The organism is Flavobacterium endoglycinae, from assembly GCF_017352115.1.
Taxonomy (GTDB): Bacteria; Bacteroidota; Bacteroidia; order Flavobacteriales; family Flavobacteriaceae; genus Flavobacterium; species Flavobacterium endoglycinae.
In genome coordinates this window covers 4,852,323-4,870,504 of the sequence record NZ_CP071448.1, presented here as the reverse complement: position 1 = coordinate 4,870,504, position 18,182 = coordinate 4,852,323, and the positions used below count along the sequence as shown (strand labels likewise).

Annotated in this window: 9 protein-coding genes; all 9 read right to left on the bottom strand. The window is 37.0% G+C overall.

The features are described from left to right. Window positions 1-26 precede the first annotated feature (26 nt). The 9 genes from J0383_RS21080 to J0383_RS21040 all read right to left on the bottom strand — a co-directional run bounded on the left by J0383_RS21080 (window position 27) and on the right by J0383_RS21040 (window position 18,100). Window positions 27-2,777: a glycoside hydrolase family 78 protein gene (locus J0383_RS21080; protein WP_207295918.1), complete on the bottom strand. Its 2,751-nt coding sequence runs from the start codon at window positions 2,775-2,777 to the stop codon at window positions 27-29. Between the two features lie 162 nt (window positions 2,778-2,939). After that, the gene (locus J0383_RS21075) at window positions 2,940-4,505 is read right to left on the bottom strand and encodes an MGH1-like glycoside hydrolase domain-containing protein (RefSeq protein WP_207295917.1); all 1,566 of its coding nucleotides are present in this window, start codon (window positions 4,503-4,505) and stop codon (window positions 2,940-2,942) included. 101 nt (window positions 4,506-4,606) lie between these two features. Beyond that, on the bottom strand, window positions 4,607-7,057 hold the full coding sequence (locus J0383_RS21070) for a glycoside hydrolase family 95 protein (protein ID WP_207295916.1): 2,451 nt from the start codon (window positions 7,055-7,057) through the stop codon (window positions 4,607-4,609). A gap of 189 nt (window positions 7,058-7,246) precedes the next feature. After that, window positions 7,247-8,665, bottom strand: a complete 1,419-nt coding sequence (locus J0383_RS21065) for an acetylxylan esterase (RefSeq protein ID WP_207295915.1) — start codon at window positions 8,663-8,665, stop codon at window positions 7,247-7,249. A 200-nt stretch (window positions 8,666-8,865) separates the two neighbouring features. Further along, window positions 8,866-11,646, bottom strand: a complete 2,781-nt coding sequence (locus tag J0383_RS21060) for a glycoside hydrolase family 78 protein (protein ID WP_207295914.1) — start codon at window positions 11,644-11,646, stop codon at window positions 8,866-8,868. Window positions 11,647-11,831: 185 nt separating this feature from the next. Further along, window positions 11,832-13,697 carry a sialidase/neuraminidase family protein gene (locus tag J0383_RS21055; protein ID WP_207295913.1) on the bottom strand — a complete coding sequence of 622 codons (1,866 nt, stop codon included), beginning with the start codon at window positions 13,695-13,697 and terminating at the stop codon, window positions 11,832-11,834. Window positions 13,698-13,769: 72 nt separating this feature from the next. Then, window positions 13,770-14,687: a glycoside hydrolase family 43 protein gene (locus tag J0383_RS21050; RefSeq protein ID WP_207295912.1), complete on the bottom strand. Its 918-nt coding sequence runs from the start codon at window positions 14,685-14,687 to the stop codon at window positions 13,770-13,772. Window positions 14,688-14,788: 101 nt separating this feature from the next. Then, a complete protein-coding gene (locus tag J0383_RS21045; RefSeq protein ID WP_207295911.1) occupies window positions 14,789-16,357 on the bottom strand; it encodes a glycoside hydrolase family 28 protein in 1,569 nt (522 codons plus the stop codon). Window positions 16,358-16,693: 336 nt separating this feature from the next. After that, on the bottom strand, window positions 16,694-18,100 hold the full coding sequence (locus tag J0383_RS21040; RefSeq protein WP_207295910.1) for a glycoside hydrolase family 140 protein: 1,407 nt from the start codon (window positions 18,098-18,100) through the stop codon (window positions 16,694-16,696). Window positions 18,101-18,182: the final 82 nt, after the last annotated feature.

The window sequence follows — 18,182 nt, the reverse complement described above, 5'->3', positions numbered from 1 at the left end:
TTTTAAAAGGTATCACTTCTCAAGAACTACTTAATAGTCAAAACATAATTACCAGAAGACAAGGTAAGCACTATACTATTGGTTTCGGTTTTATAAGCCTCTGAAAATTGAGGCAGCTTTTGTTTATTTATAGTCACTGATGAGATATTAGGAATTGGTAAATAAACAATTGCAGAACTATTCGCGGGAATGGTAATATTCCAAACCAAAGCCTTTTTATCTTTTTTCCAGTCACTTTTAATGGTTCCATAAATTGATTCGTAAGAAGCATTCACATACGTCAATCCCGCATTGAAATCGGGTTTCATGATGATTTGTTTGAAACCTGGAGTTTCAGGATTACTTTTAATTCCTGCCATATTTTCGTAATACCAAATCAATAAATCGCCCAAAAGCATGACGTGGTTTTGCGAATTCATGGCTGGATCTGCCGTGTTTCCGTTCCAAAGTTCCCAGATTGTAGTCGCACCGTTTTCTACCATGTAACCCCAGCTCGGATAGGTTTTGTTGGATGCTAATTTGAAAGCCAAATCGCCACGCCCGAAATCGGTTAACGTTCGCATTAAAAACTGTGTTCCGATAACGCCTGTGCTTACATGACCATTTTTCGTCACTTCAACTTCGTGAACCAAATTTTCAAAGATTTTAGTTTGAAGTCCGTCTGGAACCATTCCGAAAGTTAAAGGCAATAAATTGGCTGTAACCGTATTATTGGCATAACTGTTTTTGTCTGTATTTAAATATTTGGCATTGAATGCTTTCTTAATTCTAGAAGCCAAATCATTATAATGCTGAATGTCTTTTTCTGCATTCGCAATCACAGCAAATTTCTTCATGATATTTAAAAGCTGATAATAGAATGCGCTAGAAATCAATTCTCCATCTGTTAGACGAGCTGGATCTTTGGAACGGATTAATTCTAAAGATTCTGGCGGAACACACCAATCGCCATATTTATCTTTTGTCATTAAATCATCAACCAGATAATTCTCTTCCATATAATCCATCCATTTTTTCATGTACGGATATTGTTTTTCGACTACTTTTTCATCACCAAACTGCTGATACAACATATCAGCAACTGTGATATACGTTCCTGGCCATGTTACATTGTCGCCGTAATAACGCCAAAAAGCAGGTGCCACATCTGGGAGTCCGCCGTCTATGGTTTGGGAGTATTTAATATCGTCTAACCATTTTGCGTATAAAGTCTGATTATCGAATAAGAAACTTTCGCCATAAGCTCCAGTCGTTCTATCTCCCAACCAAGGCTGACGCTCATTTCTTTGCGGACAATCGATTGGCATTCCTTTGTAATTCCCGCTGATTCCCCACCAAGCATTCTTAAAAATCTGATTCATGATTGGGTTTGAAGAATCGAAAGTTCCTGTGGTTTGAATGTCATCATAAACTACTTTTCCAACAAAATTTTCTACCGTTGGTTTGGTAGCAAAACCTGAAATTTCAACAAATCTGAATCCGTGGAAAATAAAACGAGGTTCCCAAACTTCTTCTCCTTCGCCTTTTAAAGTATAAATATCCGTAGTTTTTGCATCGCGCAAATTGGCAATGTACAACGAACCGTCTGGCTGAAGCGATTCAGCAAATTTCATCGTAATTTTATCGCCTTTATTTCCTTTGACTTTCAACTGCAACCAACCCACCATATTTTGTCCCATATCCAAGATATAAGTTCCTTTTGGTGTTTGTTTTATCGAAATTGGTTTTACTTCGCGCTTCACTTTCATATTAGCCGACATCTGCCCTTCGTAGAATCCACCTGGTTCTTGAACATATTCCGCAGAAAGCCATTTTTTATCATCAAAATTAACGGTATTCCAGCCCTTCATTTCTTTGCGGGCATCATATTCTTCTCCATCGTATTCGTTGTTGGATAAAATGGGGCCATCGGTTGTGATTTTCCAAGTATCATCGGTTCTGATTACGTCTTTGCTTCCATCGGTATATTCCACAAACAACTGCAAAGCCATTTTCGGGTAACCAAAAGTTTTGATTTTATACGGTTTGTAATCCTGACGCATCGTGAAAAAACGTCCGTTTCCCAAAATCGTTCCCAATATGTTTTTGCCTTCTTGCAACTGCGAAGTCACATCAAAAACATTGTATTTTACATTCTTCGTATAATCCGTCGGAACTGGTGCTAAAACCTGATCTCCAATTTTATTTCCGTTAATGTACAACTCATACAAGCCCATTCCCATGATGTATACCTTGGCATTTTTGACTTTCTTTTTTAGGTTGATTTCTTTTCGAAGATAACGTGCCGATAATCTCGAATACTGCGAAATACTATCGCCCGGAGACGTTTTTTCATAACCAATCCATCGCGTAGATTTCCAGTCGGCATAAGTCAAAATCCCAATGCTGAAATGTGCATTTTCTTTGGATTGGATTTCTCCTTTATTGGTAAAAACAATTACTTTCCAGAAAACATCTTGTCTGTTTTCAAGCTTTTTTCCGTTATAGATTACGTTTACAGAAGCATCGCTTTGCACTTTTCCGCTGTCCCATAAATCGCCATTTCCTGCATTTAGTTTTTCTAAACTTGACGAAGCAATAATTTGATATCCCGTTTGTTTTACATCGTTTATAGTCGCTTTTATTTTCCAGCTTAGTCTTGGCTGTAAAACGTCAATTCCTTCCGGATTGGTCAGCATTTCGCATTTTAAATCACTCACTATTATTTTGTTTTGGGCTTTCGCCGAAATGGTGCAAAGTGAAATGATTAAGGTAAGATGTAAAAAAAACTTTTTCATGGTATTATTTTATTGTCTTTGCGATGATTTTTATTTCACGCAGATTTGGCAGATTTAAGCAGATATTCGCAGATTTTATTCTTTGATATGAAACAAGATTAAGGATAAAAAATCCATTTTAATCTGCTAAAATCTATTTTAATCTGCGTGAAACGATTCGATTTACTTAGAAATCACTCTTTCCAATTTCTCAGAAAAAGCAATCTCTTTTCCGTTTTTGAAAACCCTAAACCCTTTTCCTTTTTTATATTTTTCTCCTGTTTTGTCCCAAAGAATCGTAATAATACTACCGTGATATAAAACCTTATCCAAACAAAACCAATCCCATTTTTCTTGTGGAATCAACGGATTCACTTCAATCTTTTCATCAGCTCTTGGTCGTAAACCAACCAATCCCGTAATCATTAAATCATTGAAAGTTGAATGGTTGTAATAACGGCTTCTTTCTCTGTCACCCATTAACCAATAACCTGTCGTTTCGTCTAAATATTCGCCAAGATAAGGTTTTCCTCTATAATACTGTGACTGCACATACAGTTCCATTTGTTTGAAATAATCTGGTTTTCCAACAAAATCCTGATTGTAATTATTTAAAACATTAGCCATCGCTGTCAAAGTCTGTGAACTTGCAAAAGGCCAAATCGCGCCGTCCCATTCGCAGGTTCCTGTCCCATGAGTTCTAAAACGCGGACTTCTTCTTTCTGCCGTTGTTAAACCAAACGGAGCCGAAAATCCTTTTTCATCTTTCACCTGTTCCCAGGCTTTTTCAAATCCTTTTCCTTTTTCTGGAAGATTAAAATACCACGGAATAAATCCAATCGCTTCACGAACTTGTGCCAGCGTATCTTTTTGCGTTAAAGTTTCAAAAAACTCACTTTTTGGATTCCATAATTTCGTTTCCACTAATTGCTTCAAATCATCAGCTTTAGCTTTGAATTTTGCTTCCACGTCCTTATCGCCTTTCATTTCAGCCATTTTAGAAATCGCTACGGCGTTTCCATACATATAACTGTTAATCGTTGGTCTCGCATTTTGCACTTTACGTCCGCCGCTTAAAGATTCTTCCATTCCGTCTTTTACATCATGTTGCCAAAACAAACCATCCTTGCGTTGGCGATCCTTTTCCCAAACGGCATAATCGGTAACCATATCTGGGTACAAATCCAATAAGAATTTTTCATCTTTATTCACCAAATAACGATTGTATAAAGCATCGGCTGTCCAACTGCTGAATTTATACAATTTGTTCATCGGTTTTCCGTCATTGCCTCGGTACCAAAGTTTCACATCTTGCTCAATGTATTTCGGATCATGAACCCATCTGAATTCATTAATATGATGCCCCAAAGCACAGCTGATCATATTGTATTTATCGGCATACGAACGGTCTACCAGAAACTCCGTAATTGCAAATCCTTGCGGTGTATTTTTAATATGCTTACGAACGCTCCACCATCTGAAATAATAGATTTCTTCAAAATTTTGCTGCGGACATTCAAACAACGGAATATTCTTTTCCATCCAAGTCCAAGCACTGTCATTTGGAATCGCAAATTTTAAGTTTTCATCTTCCATCGTGTTGAAATAATCCACATAATGTTTGAAATCTTTCGAGTTTAAAATGGCCGATTTTCCTTGTGAATGTCCCGCACCAGATTTGCAACTGCTATTTAAGCAGGCAATTACGATCGAAAGGGCTATTATTTTATGTTTGAAATTTGTCAACATTTAAAATTCAATCTTTAAAAGTTAAACCATATAAGTCATATAAGTTCAATTAAGCTTTACTTTATATTTTCTTATATCACTTATATGGTTTTAAAATATTTTTAATTTCCCGTAAAAGTATACGTCTGTCCCGCTTTCATATTCACATCGTAAATATTGTAATTTGGCAGTTTTACTTTTTCCAGTTTTGCTTCATTTGAAATAATAGGTTTATTCACTTCCACATCATAAAACAAAGGATTTGGATTTTTTCCTTTTGCCTTTCTGATTGAAGAACCGCTTAATGTATTTTCTACTTTCAAACGACAGTTTCCTCCAATTTTCGAATAGATTTTTAAAGCTGAAACTTTATTGTTTTTCCACGTCATATCGATTACAAAACTGCCTCTTGCCACTAAACCTTTTACGCTCCCGTCTTTCCAAACCGTTGGCAGAGCAGGCAATAACTGAATCGCGTCTTCTTGACTCTGCATCAGCATTTCGGCAAAACCGGCAGTACAGCCAAAATTTCCATCAATTTGAAAAGGCTGATGCGCATCTAACATATTTGGATACGTTCCTCCTCCCTTTCTTTGGTCAGCCGTTACTAAATGCAATTGGTCTTGAATCAATTTATAAGCATGATTTCCATCTAATAATCTCGCCCATAAATTCACTTTCCATCCCATTGACCAGCCTGTAGATTCGTCTGTTCTGTAAATCAGCGATTGTTTGGCCGCTTGAAATAATTCTGGTGTTTTTATTGGCGAAATCTGATTGCTCGGGTACAATCCGTACAAATGCGAAACGTGTCTGTGATTGTCTTTCGGATTATCCCAATCGTCCTGCCATTCTTGTAACTGACTGTGTTTTCCAATTTTCATTGGTGGCATTTTCGCCAAAGCATCGCTTACTTTTTTCGTATAAGCTGCATCTGGAGAAACCAAAGCAGAAGCTTCTATAACATGCGTAAACAAATCAAAAATCAGCTGATTATCCATTGTTGTTCCAGATGCAATTGTCGCTTTTCCAGTTCCGCCAGCGTGTGTGTTTTCTGGAGAACTTGACGGTACCACAACCAAATATCCTGTGTTTGGATCTACAATCATGAAATCCAAAAAGAAATCGGCAGCACCTTTCATAATCGGATAAATTTCTGCCAAATACTTTTTATCTCCTGTATATAAATATTTTTCCCATAAATCCTGACAAACCCAAGCACCGCCTGTTGGCCACATCCCAGAAGCAGCTGAATCTACAGGAGCGGTTACACGCCAAATATCAGTGTTGTGATGCAAAACCCATCCGCTGGCATTGTACATCATTCTGGCGGTTTCTGCACCTGTTACACTTAATTCCTTTGCCATTTGAACAAACGGTTCGTGCATTTCCTGCAAATTAGTTACTTGTGCAGGCCAGTAATTCATTTCGGCATTGATGTTTGTCGTGTATTTGCTGTCCCAAGGCGGTGTAACCATATCGTTCCAAATTCCTTGTAAATTCGCTGGCTGTCCGCCTGGCTGAGAACTCGAAATTAAAAGATAACGGCCAAACTGGAAATACAAAGCGGCCAACTGCGGATCGAATTGTTTAGAGAAATCTCTAATTCTTTCGTTTGTTGGTTTCTTAATCAGATCATTCGAACCTAAATCTAAAGAAACTCTGTTGAAGAATTTTTGGTAATAATCAACATGCGCTTTTTTGATTTCGTCGAAACTTTTTGGCAATGCCTGCTCTAAAAACGATTTGCTTTTTGCAACTTCATCTCCTGAAATATCTTGGTAGTTTTTAAAATTGGTTGCAATCGAAATGTACAACACAACTTCATCGGCTTTGTTGATGCTTAAAACACCGTTGCTTGACTCAATTTCTCCGCCTTTATTTTTAGCGGTAAGTCTTCCTTGAAATTTTACTTTTCCCTTTACGCCTTCAAAATTAGTTCCAACTCCTGAAAGTATAATCTGGTTTCCTTCTGTTGAAGCGACCGTTTTATCAATCGGACTGTTCATGAAAACGTTGCACGTAATCTGGCCTGGTTTACTCGCAGAAAGTTTCACCACAATAACCTGATCTGAAAATGCAGTTAGAATTTCTCTTGTAAACTCAACACCGTTTACTTTGTATTTTACTTTTGCAGTAGCATTGCTGATATCTAAATCTCTGTAATAATCGGTGTATTTTTGATGTCCTGCAAATGAAATATAAACACTTCCGAAAGTCTGATACGGCATTCCGTCATTGGTCTGCGACATGATATCTCTCGTAGCCAAATCTTGTGCTTCGTTAAATTTTCCGTCAAAAATAAGCTGTCTTACTTTAGGCAAAGCTTCGATAGATTTTGTATGTGCATTACTGTTTGGAGAACCTGCCCAAATGGTTTCTTCGTTCAATTGCAAACGTTCAACTGCTGGATCACCAAAAACCATTGCGCCTAGACGTCCGTTGCCTAATGGCAAAGCTTCATTCCATATGGTTGCTGGTTTATCGTACCATAATTTCAAGTCGTTTTGGGCCGTTGCAGCAAACGAAAAAATTCCAAAACAGATTGCTGTGATTTTTAATTTTAACTTCATACTTATATTTTTTTCCGCCACGAATTCACGAATTTTCTCTAATTCTACTTTGTGTCTTATTTCTCTAATTTTTACCAAATCTATCATGCAATTTTATTTGATTAAATTTGAGATAATCATCCCACAATCCACGTCAAAAAATAATTCGTGACTCGAGCGATAGCGAACTGGCGAAGCAATTCGTGGCTATCATTTCTTAACCTCGTAAACTTTCAGATTTTTTTCTCCGAACATTTCATATAATTTGTTGATGTCTTTTAGCGCATTTTTGGGTAGTTTTTCTCCTTTATCTCCAAAAACAAACAACTTTTCTTTTGGTTCAATCACACAAGTCGACTCGTCGATTTCGCCTTTTTCGTTTTTCACTTTATTCAAATCTAAATTCAAATATTTCGCCATAAACGGATACAAAGCCATACGTTTCGAAATCCCGAAATCATGTCCTTCTTTCGCAAAATGAGCATTCTCCACTAAATCTTTCTTGCGGTACAATTCATAAGTTCTTTGAATGAACGGAAACTCCAATTCTGGAACTGCCAATGTCCAATCCTTTCCATCCGAAACAATCAATTGCGGTTTTGGAGCCATCATGGCTGATATTTCGGCATTGTTTGTTCCGTTTCCGCATAAGTGAATACCTCGTCCGCTTTCACATGGGCATCCTCCTGAAAAGTGAGACGAGACCATCACAACCGGAGCTGAAACTTTTACACGGTCATCAATCGCGGCTAGAAACATGGTGTGCGAACCTCCGCCAGAACCTCCTGTAACGCCAACTCTTGTCATATCAGCATTTTTAACGGTCGCTAAATAATCTAAGAAACGAATTCCTGTTAAGACCTGAACTGTCGATGCAATGCTAGTTCTGTGTGTTTCTTCAGGGAACTGTAATAGCGATTCTCCCCAAGCAAATAAGTCATAACCCACAACAATTGCTCCCATTTTTGCCATCATGGCACATCTGTACTGTTCGTCTTTTCTATATCTTCCATCGCCAAAATGCCCGTCGGGAGTTAAGATAACAGCCGCTTTTTTATTTAGCGGATAAGGTTTATAAATTGATCCCGTTGCATAAACCCCTGGCAAAATTTCCAAAGCAATATTTTCAACACTGTAGTCTTTGTAGATTCTTTTTGGAGTTAAAAGTGGTTTAGATTTTGGCATTGGGGGAGCCTTTTCTAATCCAAATGAGGTTATCATACAAGCTTTTAACTCCGTTTTGCGTTTTTCCCATTCTTCTTTAGTCGAATAAAGGCTTTCTAGGTAAAATAAACGCTCTTTTCCTTTATCGACAGAAACTTTATGGTTTTCATATTTACGAATAATATAGGTTCCATCGGGTTGTTTGAAATACATCAATTCAAATGGAGCCAAAATATTGGTCAGCGAAAGCGCTAAATTCCCTGGTTCAATTCTCCAATCGGCATAATCCAGCTCTTTTCCTTTTAATAAACCTCTGTCATCGTTGATTGTGACATTAAAAATAGTCTCAATTTTCTTTAAGGTTTCTGATACCGGTTTTCTAAAATTGGTATCAGAAGTACTTTGCGCATTGGCAAATGTCAAAGCGAAAATGGAAACGAAGATGATGTATTTTATTGTTTTCATTATTATATTTTTTTGAATTGCCTCCAGTTTTAACTGGAGGAAAACAAATTGATTTTCAATTGGCTTTAGCCGAACTTACCAATTTGGCTAAAGCCTTCTAACTTGCTTTATTTTGTACCCTCCAGTTAAAACTGGAGGCAATTGATTTTATTTTTTTCTGAACTTACTTACAATTCATAACTCATAACTCATAACTCCAATTACAACTTACATTCTATTATATAAATTCCAGATCCTAATTCTAAAATCTGCTTTTTATCTTTTTCATTAAAACTTGCCTTAGCTCTTTTATCATTAATTTTTATTTCTGATTTTTTAGAAATAGGCAGTTTTATTGTAGCTGTTGTATTCACTGGAATTTGAACATTTAGGATAAACTTGCCCTCTTTTTTCTCCCAAGAAGAAGCAATTTTTCCGTAAACCGATTGATAATCCGCTTTTGCGAAAGTCATATCGCCAACCACTTCAGGCTGAATAAAGAAATGTTTGAAACCCGGTTTTTCTGGATCGGACATAATTCCGGCTAAACTTTGATAAAACCATTCTTCGATTTGCCCTAACATAAAGTGATTCCATGAGTTTCCTTTTGTTGGATCCCATTGTTCGGTTAGAGTGGTCAAGCCAAATTTAATCTGAAAACCATAACCCGGTGCATCATAATGATTGTGCATTCTGAACATGGTTTCGTTCTCACCGTTTCTTGCCAGCGTTTGAAATAAGTAGCGATTTCCAACATCTCCTGTTGTCAAACGATCTCCTTTTGCTGCAATGTCTGCCAGTAAATTCTGCATAACCGCTTCTTTGTACTGAGGTTCTACGATATTCATAAAAATTGGAACCGAGTTACTAAACTGACTATTCGTTCCGTATTGTTTGGTTTCTGGATTGAAAAATGTTGCGTTAAAAGCTGTTTTTATTTCAGAAGCCAATTTTTCGTATTTTTCAAAATCTTCTGTTTTGCCTAATAATTTAGCCGCTTTGGCGGTCAAATACGCTCCGTAATAATAATGCGAAGTTGCTGAAAGCGCAATCGGACTGTTTTTTGAATATCCAGCAGCATGAGTTCCGTAATCGTACCAATCGCCCAAACCGTGATAAACGATATGATCTGTCGCTTTTGTTTCTAGATAATCAACATACTTTTTCATTACGGGAAAATATTTTTCTAATAATGAAGCGTCTCCGTAATATTCGTAATACATCCAAGGCAGGATAACGCCTGTAACGCCCCATTCTGGAGAATCGGTAAAATCGCCACCGAAAATCACATATTCGGGAACAATCGTCGGAATTAAACTGTTGTCTCTTTGTGAGTCTGAAATGTTCTGCATGGTTGCAGGAAAGAAAGTCTGCAAATTATAATTGAACATTAAACCTGGACCGTTCAACTGAATTTCTTCTAGCCAGCCTAACTTTTCACGTTGCGGACAATCGGTAAAAACACTTTGAAAATTGCTTTTTATCGAATTGTTTATCAGTTCGTGTGTTTTATTGAAAATGGCATTTGAACATGCAAAATTCCCTGCTTCTCCAGCCGAATTGTAAATGAAATTCGATTTTAAATCTATCAAAGTTGGAAGGGCTGCATTTTTACCTTCTTTATAATTAATATTTTCAATTTGAACATATTGATAACCGTAGAAACTAAATTTTGGTGTCCATTCTTCTACTCCATCTCCTTTTAAAGTGTAGTCGTAATAATAAGGTTTTCCAGATCTTCCTTGCGCAATTGTTCCTTCTTCGTTTAATCCTTCCGCAACCCAAACACGAACAGTTTGCCCTCTTTTTCCTTTTACTTTGATGGTTGGAAATCCAGAAAGATTTTGTCCCATATCAAAAACATAGAAATTTGGTTTCAGCTCTTTTGCACTTTTAACTTCGTATTGTTTTTGAATTGTAACTGGCGGTGCAGTCTGCGGTCTTAACACTCCTTTTGGCGCTTCTTGAATGACTACTTTTTTCCAATCTCTATCTTTAAATCCTTTGCTTTCCCACCCTTTTTGCTCTAAATTGGCATTGTAATCTTCTCCTCCAAAAATGCTGTTGTACGTAATCGGACTTTTACTGTATTTCCAAGTTCTATCTGACTTTACAATTTCTTCCGAACCATCATTGTATTTGATTTTCATCTTGAAGAATAAAGTCGGCGGACCAAAACTCACAAAGAATTTGGTATATCTCTCCGCCAGCGTGTTGTACATTCCGTTTCCTAACAAAACGCCAACTACGTTATCTCCTTTATGAAAATCTTTTGCGCTTAATTCGTAAACATTGTAGTTAACTGTTTTATCGTAATCTGTCCACAGAGGAGCAAATTGACTGTTACCCACTTTCTTTCCGTTGATTGTCAGTTCGTAGTGTCCTAAACCAGAAATATAAACAATCGCTTCTTTGACTTCTTTTTCAACTTCGAAAGGTTTGCGAAGCATAATGCTTCTGCGTGCCAAAGAATCGGAAGCATTGATTAATGAATTCTTTTTTTCTCGGTTGAAAGTCGCAGTATGATACGTTCTTCCTTCTGGCAAGTGACTATCGGCTTTAGTAATTGCACCAATCCAAACTGGGTTTAAATCTGACTCTAACGGAGCGGTTCTAAAAGAAGCATTTCTGCTCCATTTTGAAACTTTTCCTGCTTGATTCCAAACTTTGACTTTCCAGAAATATTTGCTTTCGCTTTTTAGTGGTTTTCCGTTATAAACAATATGCAGGTTTTTTTCGGTATTCACTCTGCCAGTATTCCAAATGTCTCCATCGTCATTGTTTAGTTTTTCTTCTGAAGAAGCTACTAAAATCAAATAAGCAATTTGTGATGCATCTGATTCTTTTGAAACTAATTGCCAGCTTAATTTTGGTTGATTCACCACAACTGCTACTGGATTTTCTGCCATTTCTGTTGTTAAGCGTACAGGCAGAATTTGTCCTTTAGAAACTAGAGTTACTAAAAGGAATGTGGTTATTATTATGCTTTTGAAAAACTTCACTTTTATATTTTTTTTCGCCACGAATTGCTTCGCCAGTTCGCTGTCGCTCGAGTCACGAATTAACTCTAATTTTCTTTGTGTTTGATTTTTCGAATTTATACCGAAATATTAATTCGATTAATCTGTGAAATCATTTTAATCTGTTGCAGAAAAAATAAATTCGTGAATTCGTGGCTATTTAATTTTTATATTTTTTTAGTAATCAAAGATTCGATATTGAATACCGCTTCAGGGATTTGTTTTCCGGTTTGAGGCAGGTCATCGTAATCGTCTGTGTCTGGCGCTGTGTCAGGATTTGGCGAATATCTCTGTTCTCCTGTGCGGAACATAATTCGTTCAAAACCATCTGTTGGCGCATACAATATCTTTGTTGACTCTTTTTCGTCGTTTACTTTTATAGTGTATTGACGGTTTTTAGCATCTAATTTAACTGCAATTTTATACGCTTTATTGGCTTCGTATTTCGCAACCGAACTCAAACGAGCACCGTTTTTCACTTTTAATTCTCCATCAGAATCAAAAATTAATCTTACTGATGGTAAACCTTGTTTATTTTGGAATTCAATCTGCAATAAACCATGATTATTTTGTTCTGGCATTACGCTAAAAACAGCTTCCATTTTTGCTGCAAAAGGAATTACTCTTTCAGCGCGAGAATAATCAAAATAATCCTGATCTCTCAAAGTCAGCCATTTTTTGCCATCAGCTTTCTTTTCAATTTTTGTGGATGCCCAAGCAAGATCATAAGTATTCCAAAATTTCAATTCTTCTCCGTTTGGAAGCGTATTGAAAACATCATTTACATTTTCTGTCACCACCGACGTCACTGGAACAGGAATCGAAGCTACCCAAATGTCTTCTTTGTTCATGCTGTAAGCCACCCAGATTTTTCCGTCTGGCGGAGTTCCGTCGCCTTCTGTGATTCCGCGTACATATTGAGGTCCTGCAGATTTGTAGTTTCCGCCATAACGCATCGGACTTACTTCGCCATGAACCAGCAATAAATCTTTATAATTCAATCCGTCATCACTTGTAGAAATTGCCAAAGGCCAACGGTATTCTGACGGATTGTAAAGCGTTGCATACCGATTATCAGACGTTTTTTGTCCCCAGATTTTAGCATTACTGTTTACAAAACCTGGTGCACGCAGCGGCATATAATCCCAAGATTTTCCTCCGTCTCTGCTGATAGACGTTAAAGCATGTTTCCATAAACCAACTACATTTCCATTTGGCAAATGGTAATAGCTAAATGCTTTGTATGGTTTCTGTAACGGAATCAATTCGTCGTCGCGATCGGCTTCTTCAACCCATTGCTGTAAAAGTAACGGATTGGATAAAATTTCTTCGCAGGCTTTTTTGAATCCTTTGTCTTTTGAAGCGGTATAAAATGGGAACTTCGATTTTGATTTGTCCCAAGTTTTATTGTATCTGATGAAATAGATTTCGCCAAAACTTCCATCTTTTTTGATTTCGCGAATGACACGTCCAATTCCTTTTCCATCATTTGGGTCGTCTTTTTCATCCATTGCGATTCCGTAATACGCCAAAGCAAAAAGTCGTTTGTCTTTTGACGTATAAAAGCCCATTCTTTGGTGCATAATGGCATCCAGATCTTTGGCAACGCCTTCTACGCCTTCTTTTTTCCATCCGTCAGGAATTCTGTAAATCGGGAAAATAACTTCTGGTTTTGTCCAAGTTACCCCGTCTTTAGAACTCATGATTAAAGTCTGACTCGGCGGAATATGTTCGCCAGAAGGATCGCTTAAATAATGCAGGTAAAAGGTATTATTCCAATATGCCATCATCGGCTGGTGATTGTACGTCCATCCAAAACCGTCTGCTTTTTCTGGATGTTCACGGCTTGCACGTATGATTTGCGTAGCGTGAACTCCAACTGCAGGACTTAACATTCCGTGATGGTAATCAATGTTTGAAAGTGTTTTACCAACATAACGAACAGTGTCGTTTTGGGCATTTACAGCTGTGCCAATTAAAAGAATTGTAGCTGTAGTGATGATGTTGGTTTTTATGTTTTGGAAAGTAATCATTCTTTTAGTTTTTAATCCTGATTAAACCCGACAGGTTTTGAAAACCTGTCGGGTTTCTATTGAGAATAATTTTTATTTTTTATCAATTAATCCTTTTAAAACTTCGCTTGAAATTGTTGTAATCGTTCCGTGTTTGTGTCCTTCTGGAAGACTTATTTTAGATGAAACATCTTCAAAATGAACAAAATCTGAAGTACTTAAAGCTTTATAATTTTTTGAACCGTAATTATCATAATATAACAACCAATTTTTACCTACTTTCACCACTGTTGGACCTTCTGATAAATATTCGGTTAAAGGTTCAGAACTCTTTTCAAACGGACCTAAAGGCGATTTTCCAAAAGCTACTTTTATGTTTCGCATGGGTCTTGTGTTGTCTTTTAAAACCAAAACATACTCTTTCTTTCCTTTTTTGACAATCACACAGTCAATTACGCTAAAACCTGGATCGTAATATAATTTTGTATCCGAAAAAGTTTTAAAATCTTTAGTCGTTACATAATACATTCTGTGGTTGTTTTTCTCTTCTTCCACGCCTTTTGGAAATCGAAACGGAATTGTCGATGCCCAAATAATAATGTATTCCTTTTTCACATCGTCGTAAAAAATCTCCGGTGCCCAAACGTTTACTACTTCAGGTTCGTTTTTCATAACTGGAATATATTGCTGTTCCGACCAATGCATCAAGTCTTTTGAACTTGCGTAGCCAAAACCATTTCCGCCCTTCCAATCCGTTGTCCAAACCATATGATACGTTCCGTCTGCTCCTTTTGTAATCGACGGATCGCGCATGATTTTACTGGCTCCAATTTCTGGTTTTAAAAATGAACCTTCCAAACCTTTCCAATTATACCCGTCTTCGCTGTACGCCAAATACAAACCTTCTGTTGCGGGTTCTCTAAACGACGTAAAAAGATAGAGTTCTTTCTTTTTCTGCGCGTAAGATACCGCAAAAAGTGAAAAGGTTAATAGGATGATTATTTTTTTCATATCTTATTCTGTTCTCCTGCAAGGTTTTCAAAACCTTGTAGGTATTTCTAATTTCTAAAGCTAAACCTACAAGGTTTTGAAAACCTTGCAGGAACGTGGAATTATTCTGTAACCGCTTTTTTATCTAAAGAAACTCCTTTTTTAATTTTCGTTGTTACGTTGTTTAAAACATTGTTTTTCAAGAAAATATTTTTCGTTTCTTTTCCATCTGCTTCAATAAAAATATCGGTCGGATTAAAGGGGAAATTATTATTAATCAAAACATTAGAAACATTGTCTAATTTGATAACCGGAACTCCTTTTATCGGTGTTGAAGATCCAACGTTGTCTAAAATAACATTTTTCGAATCTGAAATTTTAAACGAGGAACCCGCTGTTGCGTTTACTTTTACATCATGAAACTCAACATCTGTTGCTGTGCTTACTGTAAAACCTTCTTTTCCGTCGATGTTGATGTTTGAAAAAGTGATGTTTTGAATCGGCATTTCGGTAATTCCTAAAATCTGACCTGCTTTATTCACGTTTGAAGCGGTAATGTTGCTCATGTGAATGTTTCTAAAAATTGGCGTTTTTTCTGTTACAGGCTCAACTGTAGTTCCTTTGTCGTAAAAAAGGCTTAATACAAAAGCTTCTTCTTTGATGTTTTTCATTACGATATTATCCACTCGAATATCTTCAACCACTCCACCTCTTCCACGAGCCGACTTGATACGAATTCCTCTGTCAGTTCCGTCGAAAACGCAGTTTGAAATCGTTATTTTTTTGATTCCGCCCGACATCTCACTTCCAATAACCACTCCGCCATGACCGCTTAACATCGTGCAGTTTGTAATGGTCACGTTTTCTGTCGCTTTTCCGTATTTGCGACCGTCTCCATCTCTACCCGATTTGATGGTAATACAGTCATCTCCAACACTGATATGGCAGTTTGAAATGTGAACATTAGTGCAAGAAGATGGGTTAATTCCGTCAGTATTCGGCGAATGTGGATTAAAAATCGAAATTCCAGTTACGGTTACATTATCGCAGAATTCTGGGTTAATCGTCCAAAAAGGTGAATTTTTGAAAGTAACGCCTTCGATTAAAATGTTTTTGCAGTTATACGCCTGAAAAAAAGAAGGTCTGAAGAATTTCTTGTCAACTGTTCTCTTGTAATAAGGTTCTGTGTAAAGTCCTTTGTTTTGCTCTTCCCACATGGTTTGGTATTTGGTTGGAGGCAGCGGTTCTTTGGCAGTTTCGATTCTATACACTTCATTCCACCATGCTTTTCCTTGTCCGTCGATTACACCTCTTCCTGTGATGGTGATGTTTTCAACGTCTTTTGCATAAAATAAAGGCTGGAAGCTTTTCATTACAATTCCTTCGTAACGCATTTCTACATAAGGCAAAAAATCATCGAAGCTTTCTGAGAACTTTAAAAGCGCTCCTGAATCTAAATGAATCGTGATGTTGTTTCTTAGCGTTAATGCTCCTGTTAAGTATTCTCCTGCTGGGAAATAAATCGTTCCTCCGCCATTTTTAGATGCTTTTTCGATTGCATTCTGAATGGCTTGAGTGCATTTTTGACCTTTGTTGTTTCCGCCTTCGTTTAAGATGTTGTACCAGCCGTCGTGTGCGAATGCTGTTAGACTGGTGATGAAACAGAGTATAAATAGTATATTTTTTTTCATTGTTGTGTTGTTTTTTGTTTCACGCAGATTTTGCTGATTTTAGTTGATCTGCGCAGATCAAATTTTAAAAATCTGTTTAATCTGCTTTAATCTTTTATAAATCTGCGTGAATTTTTTCTCTCGCAGATTTGGCAGATTATGCAGATTATTTTTTTTGCCACTGATTTCATAGATTAAAAGGATTTTTTATCTGCTTGATCTGCAAAATCTGCGAGAGATGTTTATTCTCATTTTTTGTCACCCTGAGCGAAGTCGAAGGGCGCTTGCATTGTAACACATTGTGTCTAATCTTTGAGGTCCTTCGACTTCGCTCAGGATGACAATACTAGACTTTTTTTACTTTGACTTCAAAATCAAAACCCAGTCATTTCCATCTTCATTTTTGCCTTCTGGCTGAAAATTTTGAGTTCCTTCTTTATTTTCAAATATTCCGATTTTGGTTTTCTTGCCGTTTCTTGGATTGTACCAAGTCGCTTCGAATTTATCACCGGCAATTTTTCCTAGTTTTACTTCTATAATTCTTCCGTTGTAAGTGTAAAGCAAAGCATATTTTTCTCCTTTTATGGCCGGAATATAATCGTATTTTTCTCCTTGGTTAACCACTAAAGAAACATCTGGAGTCCCTTCTAAAAATGGAAATTCTTCCATTAATTTCTTGATATAAACCATTTGTTTAGCTCCAGGTGCATTGATTGCTGATGTCCATAATTCTTTATTTCCGTAAGCTGGTTTATCGCCTTTTCTGAACATTTGCATTACGGCGTTGTGTCCGTATGTGTAACCTGCGGCTCCTGATAAAACCGACCAATATCCGTAACGGCGTACATCGTTTGCGGTCCATTTTGGCTGTAAAGTGTCGTGTAAACCGTGTGGAATTCCTTCGTATGAAGGTTCTCCGTCAAGTGTAGGTTTTGTTGGCTTTAATTTGAAATCTCTTAAGACAAATTTGTAATTGTCTTCTTTGAAATTGGTTTTTATAGAATCCTGATCGTATCTTCTGTGTCCTGATTGGAACATATTGAAATCTAACCATTTTTCGTTGTGGAAGTTCTCTGAAGAATCGGTTCTCCCAAACGGGTGAAAAGTCACTAACTGATTTGGATTGTTGGTTTTTAAAGTATTTCCAATAGCATTCCAGATATCTTGGAATTCGTTTCCGTGCGTGTCTCCACCGTTTAACCAAATCACGTTGGTTCTGCTTTTATATCGATTAGCCAAAAACTGAGCATATTCTGTTGCTTGTTCTTTGCTTACTTTATTTCCTTTTGAAACGTTTGTTCCCCAAACTGGAACCATTGCAACGTAAATTCCGTTTTTCTGAGCTACGTCTAACGTATAATCTACATGATCCCAGTAATCGTATTGTTTTGGATCTTTGAAATCATTTCCAGCTGTAATCAATGGTTTTGAAACGTCTTCGTTTATTAAGGCCGCATCACCATAAACGTTAACAGCATTGATGTTGTGCAAAACCATGACCTGAACGACATTGAATCCTTTGTCTTTTCTGTCTTTAAAGTATTTCTCAATTCCCGGTCTATCCAATTTTCCGAATGTGAGCCAGCCTGTGTCACCCAACCAGAAAAATGGTTTTTCGTTTTCGGTTACAAAATAATGCTGATTTTTAGATACTTTGATTTCAGGCAGTAATGCTTTTGTTTTAGCAGATTGCGCAAATCCGCTTTGTGCTGCAAACATAAAGGGTATACAAAGAGCGTATAAAGATTTTATTTTCAGATTCATTTTGGGTTGTTTTTAATTTTTTTATAGCCACGAATTCACGAATTTTATTTTGATCAACTTTGTGTTTTTATTTCACGCAGAT

Bases quoted from the DNA above. Each gene is read 5' to 3' on its own strand.
- J0383_RS21080 (WP_207295918.1), bottom strand. From the start codon at position 2,777: ATGAAAAAGTTTTTTTTACATCTTACCTTAATCATTTCACTTTGCACC.
- J0383_RS21075 (WP_207295917.1), bottom strand. From the start codon at position 4,505: ATGTTGACAAATTTCAAACATAAAATAATAGCCCTTTCGATCGTAATT.
- J0383_RS21070 (WP_207295916.1), bottom strand. From the start codon at position 7,057: ATGAAGTTAAAATTAAAAATCACAGCAATCTGTTTTGGAATTTTTTCG.
- J0383_RS21065 (WP_207295915.1), bottom strand. From the start codon at position 8,665: ATGAAAACAATAAAATACATCATCTTCGTTTCCATTTTCGCTTTGACA.
- J0383_RS21055 (WP_207295913.1), bottom strand. From the start codon at position 13,697: ATGATTACTTTCCAAAACATAAAAACCAACATCATCACTACAGCTACA.
- J0383_RS21050 (WP_207295912.1), bottom strand. From the start codon at position 14,687: ATGAAAAAAATAATCATCCTATTAACCTTTTCACTTTTTGCGGTATCT.
- J0383_RS21045 (WP_207295911.1), bottom strand. From the start codon at position 16,357: ATGAAAAAAAATATACTATTTATACTCTGTTTCATCACCAGTCTAACA.
- J0383_RS21040 (WP_207295910.1), bottom strand. From the start codon at position 18,100: ATGAATCTGAAAATAAAATCTTTATACGCTCTTTGTATACCCTTTATG.